The organism is Streptomyces sp. RP5T (genome assembly GCF_003933965.1).
Classification (GTDB): Bacteria; Actinomycetota; Actinomycetes; order Streptomycetales; family Streptomycetaceae; genus Streptomyces.
Map to the genome: position 1 here is coordinate 1 of NZ_RSAJ01000469.1, position 6554 is coordinate 6554.

Annotated in this window: 7 protein-coding genes; 2 read left to right on the forward strand and 5 right to left on the reverse strand. The window is 71.5% G+C overall.

Going from position 1 to position 6554, the window contains the following annotated elements; translation table 11 throughout:
- A partial coding sequence (locus EHS43_RS46790) for a hypothetical protein (protein ID WP_221740782.1) occupies nt 1–307 on the forward strand: 307 nt, incomplete at its 5' end.
- 144 nt (nt 308–451) lie between these two features.
- Here the strand turns inward: EHS43_RS46790 and EHS43_RS33635 are convergent.
- The 5 genes from EHS43_RS33635 to EHS43_RS33655 all read right to left on the reverse strand — a co-directional run bounded on the left by EHS43_RS33635 (nt 452) and on the right by EHS43_RS33655 (nt 5534).
- The gene (locus EHS43_RS33635) at nt 452–1441 is read right to left on the reverse strand and encodes a malate dehydrogenase (RefSeq protein ID WP_125194435.1); all 990 of its coding nucleotides are present in this window, start codon (nt 1439–1441) and stop codon (nt 452–454) included.
- A 361-nt stretch (nt 1442–1802) separates the two neighbouring features.
- Complete coding sequence (locus tag EHS43_RS33640; protein WP_260470824.1) at nt 1803–2966, reverse strand: XRE family transcriptional regulator; 1164 nt, start codon at nt 2964–2966, stop codon at nt 1803–1805.
- Nucleotides 2967–3200: 234 nt separating this feature from the next.
- Nucleotides 3201–3701, reverse strand: coding sequence for a helix-turn-helix transcriptional regulator (locus EHS43_RS33645; RefSeq protein ID WP_125194437.1), 501 nt, complete (start codon nt 3699–3701; stop codon nt 3201–3203).
- 236 nt (nt 3702–3937) lie between these two features.
- The gene (locus tag EHS43_RS33650) at nt 3938–4453 is read right to left on the reverse strand and encodes a DUF3017 domain-containing protein (RefSeq protein WP_260470825.1); all 516 of its coding nucleotides are present in this window, start codon (nt 4451–4453) and stop codon (nt 3938–3940) included.
- Nucleotides 4454–4679: 226 nt separating this feature from the next.
- Nucleotides 4680–5534, reverse strand: a complete 855-nt coding sequence (locus tag EHS43_RS33655; protein WP_125194438.1) for a bifunctional methylenetetrahydrofolate dehydrogenase/methenyltetrahydrofolate cyclohydrolase — start codon at nt 5532–5534, stop codon at nt 4680–4682.
- Between the two features lie 239 nt (nt 5535–5773).
- On the opposite strand from EHS43_RS33655, the gene EHS43_RS33660 reads away from it, so the two are divergent.
- Complete coding sequence (locus tag EHS43_RS33660) at nt 5774–6442, forward strand: RDD family protein (RefSeq protein WP_125194439.1); 669 nt, start codon at nt 5774–5776, stop codon at nt 6440–6442.
- Nucleotides 6443–6554 lie beyond the last annotated feature (112 nt).

Below are 6554 nucleotides of genomic sequence, written 5' to 3' on the forward strand. Positions count from 1 at the left end.
GGCGGGGGCAGGGTCGGCGGGCGTGCGGGACCCGATCGAGGTGCCGCGCAGGAACCACCAGACACCGGCGCCGACCGAGACCCCGACCAGGACGGCCACCGTGAAGGCCACGAGCACCCGCCGGACCCGATGGGGCGCGTACGCGGGACCCGGAGCGGCCGGCACCGCCGGCGCCCAGGGCGGCGTGAAGGAGGTCTGCGTCTCCGCGGAGGCCCACGGCGACGTGGTGCCCGTCTCCCCCGAACTCCAGGCCGACCGGCCTCTCTCCTCGCTCGGCCCGTGTCCCGCTCCGGAACCCGAGCTGTAGCCGTTCCAGCCGCTCATCGCGAACCCCCCGAATCACCCCACCGGGCAAGACTTCGACCGTAGGGCGAAAAACGGCCACGGGCCCCGTTCCGGAGGGAACCGGAACAGGGCCCGTGCAGGCTCGTGACAGAGCTGTGGAGAAAACTCAGATGAGGCCGAGCGCGCGGACCGCCTCGCGCTCCTCCTCCAGCTCCTTGACGGAGGCGTCGATACGGGCGCGGGAGAACTCGTTGATCTCCAGGCCCTGGACGATCTCGTAGGAGCCGTCCTTCGTGGTGACCGGGAAGGAGGAGATGAGGCCCTCGGGGACGCCGTAGGAGCCGTCCGACGGGATGCCCATGGAGGTCCAGTCGCCGTCCGCGGTGCCGTTGACCCAGGTGTGCACGTGGTCGATGGCGGCGTTGGCGGCCGAGGCCGCGGAGGACGCGCCACGGGCCTCGATGATCGCCGCACCGCGCTTGGCGACGGTCGGGATGAAGTCCTCGGCCAGCCACTTCTCGTCGTTCACGGTCTCGGCGGCGTTCTTGCCTGCGACCGTGGCGTGGAAGATGTCCGGGTACTGGGTGGCGGAGTGGTTGCCCCAGATGGTCAGGCGCCTGATGTCGGCGACCGAGGTGCCCGTCTTCTTCGCGAGCTGGGTCAGCGCGCGGTTGTGGTCGAGGCGGGTCATCGCGGTGAAGCGCTCGGCCGGTACGTCCGGGGCGGCGGCCTGGGCGATCAGCGCGTTGGTGTTCGCCGGGTTGCCGACGACCAGGATCTTGACGTCGTCCGCGGCGTGGTCGTTGATCGCCTTGCCCTGCGGCTTGAAGATGCCGCCGTTGGCCTCCAGGAGGTCACCGCGCTCCATGCCCTTGGTACGCGGGCGGGCGCCGACGAGCAGACCGACGTTGGTGCCGTCGAAGGCGACGTTCGGGTCGTCCGTGATGTCGATGCCCTGAAGGAGCGGGAAGGCGCAGTCGTCGAGCTCCATGGCGGTGCCCTCGGCGGCCTTGAGCGCGGGAGTGATCTCCAGGAGGCGGAGCTTGACCGGCACGTCCGCGCCGAGCAGCTGGCCGGAGGCGATGCGGAAGAGCAGGGCGTAACCGATCTGGCCGGCCGCGCCGGTGACGGTGACGTTCACGGGAGTGCGGGTCATGGCGTTCTCCGTATGACAGCTGGCGGTGGGGCGTCCCTGCCCCGGACGTTTGATCGATCTCTCGGCGTCAAGAGATCTCCAGCGGTCAGGCTATCGCGCATCCGGGGACCCGAACGTCCGGGTCCGTGTGGCCCACCCCACAAACAGCCGGCCCACAACCAGCCGGCCCACAAACGACCGCCCCCACGAAGAGGCGGCCGCCCGTCCGGGAGAGGGGGGACGGAAGCGGCCGCCGTATGGGGGTGCCGGTGTCCGGACTCCCGTGGGGGTATGTTTCGCGTGCCCAGGATTCAGCGGCCCATGCACACGCGTGCGGGATTCACCCACCGAGGGGTGCGGGACCGCGGCTCGGTGCACGCGCTCAGTCGGTGCACCCCTGCTGCCCGGACGCCAGGGTCACACACGCCTTCGCCTCGGTCGCGTCCTTCACGGCGACCATCGGCGTGTAGGCGATCGTGTCACCGGCCTCCGTGATGCTCCCGCTCTGCTCGGTCACCTTGCCCGCGCTCACCTCGACCTTGTCGCCCTGCCCGGCCTGGGTGACCCGCCCCCAGGCCGCCCCGCAGGTCTTGCTGTAGCGCACCTCCAGGACGGCCGTCCCCACGGTGGCGGTCTTGGCGGTCGTCACCAGGTTGCCGCTGCACCCCATGGCCTCGGCGTCCTTGCCGGTGCACCCTTGGCCGCTGCACTTCACCCCGGCCGGCAGCGAGGCGGGCGCGCTGGCGGAGGGCGACGGCGACTTCCCGGACTGGTTCTTCTTGTCCCCGCCCGGGTCGACCAGGAAGAACACGGCGGCTATCACGACGAGCACGCCGACGGCCCCGGCGAGGAACATCGTCAGCCGCCGCTTGCCCCCACCGGTACCACCAGAACCGCCGGAGCCGCCGGGAGCACCCGCGGACCCGTCGGCGGGACGAGCGTCCTGCGGCTCGCCGTACGGCCCCGGCGGAACTGTCGGGCCGGCCGAACCGGCCGGAGCCGTACGCCCCGACGCCTGGGACGGTCCCTGGTACCCGGCCATGCCCCAGGAGTTGCTCCCCGAGGAAGCCGCGCGCCGCGCCTCGGCGCTGTCGTTCTCCGACGCCACCGGCTGGGGCGGCACCGTGGGGGCCACCCCCGCCGGTCCCGCGATCCCCGGCGTCGCCGTCGCGCTGCCGCTCTTGCGGGCCGTCTTGCCGCCCTTGGCGTTCGCGGGCGGCGCCCCGAACTCGCCGAGCGCGGCCCGCGCCTGGGAGATCCGGATGGCCTCCATGGTCATGTCGTGGCGCATCTCCGAACGGCTCCACGCCCGTTCGGCGAGCTCCCACATCGTGGTCAGGTGAATGGGATTGGTGCCGGTGACCTCCGCCAGGGCGACGATCGCGCCCTTCGGCGCGAGCAGCCGGCCGTTGAGATACCGGTCCCAGGACGTCTTGCTGTAACCCGTGCGGTCGGCGACGGCCGCGATGCTCAGGCCGCTGCGGTCCACGAGCCGCCGCAGCTGGCTCGCGAACTCCCTGACCTGCGGATCCAGTTCATCCGGCAAGGCCCTCCAACGAGGCATTGCTCCCCCTCTTTCCCCCCGGTCGGTGCTGGCTGTTCCCCGCTCTTCCCCGTGCCGTAAGGATCTCAGCTCCCCGGGTGGGGGCGCACGGGAGCATCCGCAAGTTCGACACGTTAGCCGTGTCGTCGAACAGCCCCATATCAAATACGCAAACTTGTCGATACATCATCACAGGCGGAACAGATCGGAAATAACGGCGGCCACGAAGGCCCCGTATCACCCGGACGCAACGGCACCCGCCACCCCGAGCAGCAGGACCAGCACGAGGAGCACGAGGAGCAGCCCGGCGGCGAGCAGCAGATGTTTCATCCCGCTCGCGCGCTCGCTCGGGGACTCGTCCCACCACGGCAGCGTGGGATCGTCCTCGTACCGCTCACCCTGCTCGGCCGGCTCGCCCTCGCCCTGCTCGCCCTCGGCGGTCCGCGGGGGCGCCGTCGCCGGGCGGGGCCAGGCCTCGACCGCCAGTTCCCGGCGCACCCCGAAGCGTTCGGCGTCGGTGCTGTCGAGGCCCGCGATCCGGCACAGGGCGGCGACGGCCTGCTGCGGCGGGGGCTGGGTGGCGTTGAGGTAGCGGTGCCAGGAGGACTTGCTGTACGCGGTGCGGGCGCCGAGCGCGACGAGGCTGAGCCCCGTGCGGTCCTTGAGCTGCCTGAGCTGCTCCACGAAGTGCCGGACCTCCGGTGGCAGATCGTCGGGCAGCGCCTGCCAGCCACTCATCGCCCACCTCCGTGGCTTCCTGCCTTCTTCCAGGCAAGTGACGACGTCAGGGCCCTGATCGGTTCCTGGTCCGGGGGCGGCTGTGCCAGGTCGCGCACACCGTGCCGGAACCGTCACCGCTGTGCCACAGCGAACCGACAGCCGTTGAACAGGAAGTTCGCGGCACGGGAGGCTGGGTGGTGACGGCGGTCCGTCCCTCGATCGGGGGTGGGGGCGGACCGCCGGCCCGCACCGGGTCAGCTGCTGCTGACCGTGAAGTGCAGGGTGTCCTTGAGGAAGGGGATCTCCAGCCACGGATCCGGCTGGACCATCATCGCCAGCAGGACGATCGCGGTGCCGAGCACGCCGTAGGTGGCGATGTCGGTGAAGCGGGAGCGGACGGCGAGCATGCCGACGTCCGGCAGCAGCCAGCGCAGCACGGCACCGGCGAGCAGGGCGAGACCGATGAAGAGGGTGCCGTAACGGAACTGGTCGAGGGCGGTGAGCAACAGCCCGAGCCCCACCACGGCCAGCACGGAGAGCACCGGCCACTGCCGGGCGGGCGCCGGAGCGTCCCGCGGTGCGGCACGGCCACCGCCCTCGGGCCGCGCGGTGTCCCTCGTGAACAGCGGGAACCGCCGTGTCGCCCGGCGCGGCCGCCCGTCGACGTCGGGAGCGCTGATCGCATCCCGTACGACCATCTCGGCCTCCGCGTCCGGCTCCGCCTCCTCCTCCGGCGCCCCGTCGGAGCCCGGGGCCCCGCCCGATGCCACGCCGGCCTGCCCCGATGCCACGCCGGCCTTCCGGGAGCTCCGCACCGAGACCGCCGCCGCGGCACCGGCTGCCCGGCCCGCCCGCTCCTCAGCCCTGGACTCCCGCGCGACGGCGTCTTCCTGCCCGCGCCCCTCGACGGCCTCCCGGGGCTCGGCGCCCTCCGCGCCGGAGGTGTCCTGGGGACCCTCCGCCGCGGCCGCTCCCCGCTCTTCGGGGTCCCGTGCCTCAGCCGACACTGCGCTCCGCCGCCTCGACCACGTTGACGAGCAGCTGGGCGCGGGTCATCGGGCCGACGCCGCCCGGGTTCGGGGAGATGAAGCCGGCGACCTCGGCGACGCCGGGGTGGACGTCGCCCACGATCTTCCCCTCGGCGTTGCGGGAGACGCCGACGTCGAGGACGGCGGCGCCCGGCTTCACGTCCTCGGGGCGGATCAGGTGGGCGGAACCGGCCGCGGCGACGATGATGTCCGCGCGCTTGAGGTGCGAGGACAGGTCACGGGTGCCGGTGTGGCACTGGGTCACCGTCGCGTTCTCGCTGCGCCGGGTCAGCAGCAGCGGCATCGGGCGGCCGATCGTCACGCCACGGCCGACGACCACCACCTCCGCGCCCTTGGTCTCGACGCCGTAGCGGCGCAGCAGGGTCAGCACACCGTTGGGGGTGCAGGGCAGCGGCGCCGGCTCGTTGAGGACGAGGCGGCCGAGGTTCATCGGGTGCAGGCCGTCCGCGTCCTTGTCCGGGTCCATGAGCTCCAGGATGCGGTTCTCGTCGATGCCCTTGGGGAGCGGCAGCTGGACGATGTAGCCGGTGCACGTGGGGTCGTCGTTCAGCTCGCGGACGACTGCCTCGATCTCCTCCTGCGTGGCCGTCTCCGGCAGTTCACGCTGGATGGAGGCGATGCCGACCTCCGCGCAGTCCCGGTGCTTGCCGGCGACGTACTTCTGGCTGCCGGGGTCGCTCCCGACGAGGATCGTGCCGAGGCCGGGCGTGACGCCCTTCTCCTTCAGCGCCGCCACGCGGGCGGTCAGATCGGACTTGATCGCGGCTGCGGTGGCCTTGCCATCGAGAATCTGGGCGGTCATGACCCCATCCTCCCGGATGACCCGGCCCAGGTTCCAATCCGGGTTCCACCAGGGCCCCCGCCAAGATCGGCGAGGTTGCACTTGCACAACACCTACCGAATGGGTCTGGACAACAACACACCTGCCTAGAACGATGTCTGGCGCAGTATCGCGGTTGATGTTCGGGGGGCAGACCGCTCAGACATGACGTTCCTCCGCGCAGTCCGCATTGTCCCCAGGTTGCCCAACGGAGGATCACCATGAGTTTCGGCTCGCCCAACAACCCTTACGAAAAGCCGCAGAACCCCCAGCAGCCGCCGCAGCAGCCCGGTTACGGCTACCCGCAGCAGCAGCCCCAGCAGCCCGGTTACGGCTACCCGCAGCAGGCCCCCCAGGGCGTGCCGCCGCAGCAGGGGTACCCGCAGCAGCAGGGCTATCCCCAGCAGCCGCAGCAGCCCGGTTACGGCTACCCGCAGGCGCCGCAGGTCCCGGCCTCCGCCTACGGCTACCCCCAGCAGCCGGGCTACGGCGGCCAGCCGCCGTACGCCAACTGGGGCCAGCGCTTCCTGGGCACCCTGGTGGACATGCTCGTCTTCGCGGTCCCGTACATCCTGGTCATCGTCGGCGCCAACGCCAAGATGGCGTTCCTGTCGCTGCTCGGCGGTCTCGCGCTCCTCGGTCTCGGGATCTACCAGCTGATCATCGAGGGCAAGAACGGCCAGACGCTCGGCAAGAAGGCGGTCGGCATCCGCCTGGTGCGGGAGATCGACGGTCAGCCCCTCGGTGTCGGCATGGCCTTCGTGCGCCGTCTCGCGCACTTCCTGGACAGCCTCGCGTGCTACCTCGGCTGGCTGTGGCCGGCCTGGGACGCCAAGCGTCAGACCTTCGCCGACAAGGTCTGCTCGTCCATCGTCATCCGCACCAACTGAACACCGCACGACGATCGAGGGCGCAGCTGCACGCCGCCCTCTCGCCATGCCGCCCCAGGGGCCGTGTCACGGTGTGACACGGCCCCTGGGCGTCCCCCACCAGGCCGCGACC

Excerpts from the sequence above, each read along its gene's own strand:
- EHS43_RS33655 (WP_125194438.1), bottom strand. The coding sequence starts at position 5,534 with ATGACCGCCCAGATTCTCGATGGCAAGGCCACCGCAGCCGCGATCAAG.
- EHS43_RS33635 (WP_125194435.1), bottom strand. The coding sequence starts at position 1,441 with ATGACCCGCACTCCCGTGAACGTCACCGTCACCGGCGCGGCCGGCCAG.
- EHS43_RS33645 (WP_125194437.1), bottom strand. The coding sequence starts at position 3,701 with ATGAGTGGCTGGCAGGCGCTGCCCGACGATCTGCCACCGGAGGTCCGG.
- EHS43_RS33660 (WP_125194439.1), top strand. The coding sequence starts at position 5,774 with ATGAGTTTCGGCTCGCCCAACAACCCTTACGAAAAGCCGCAGAACCCC.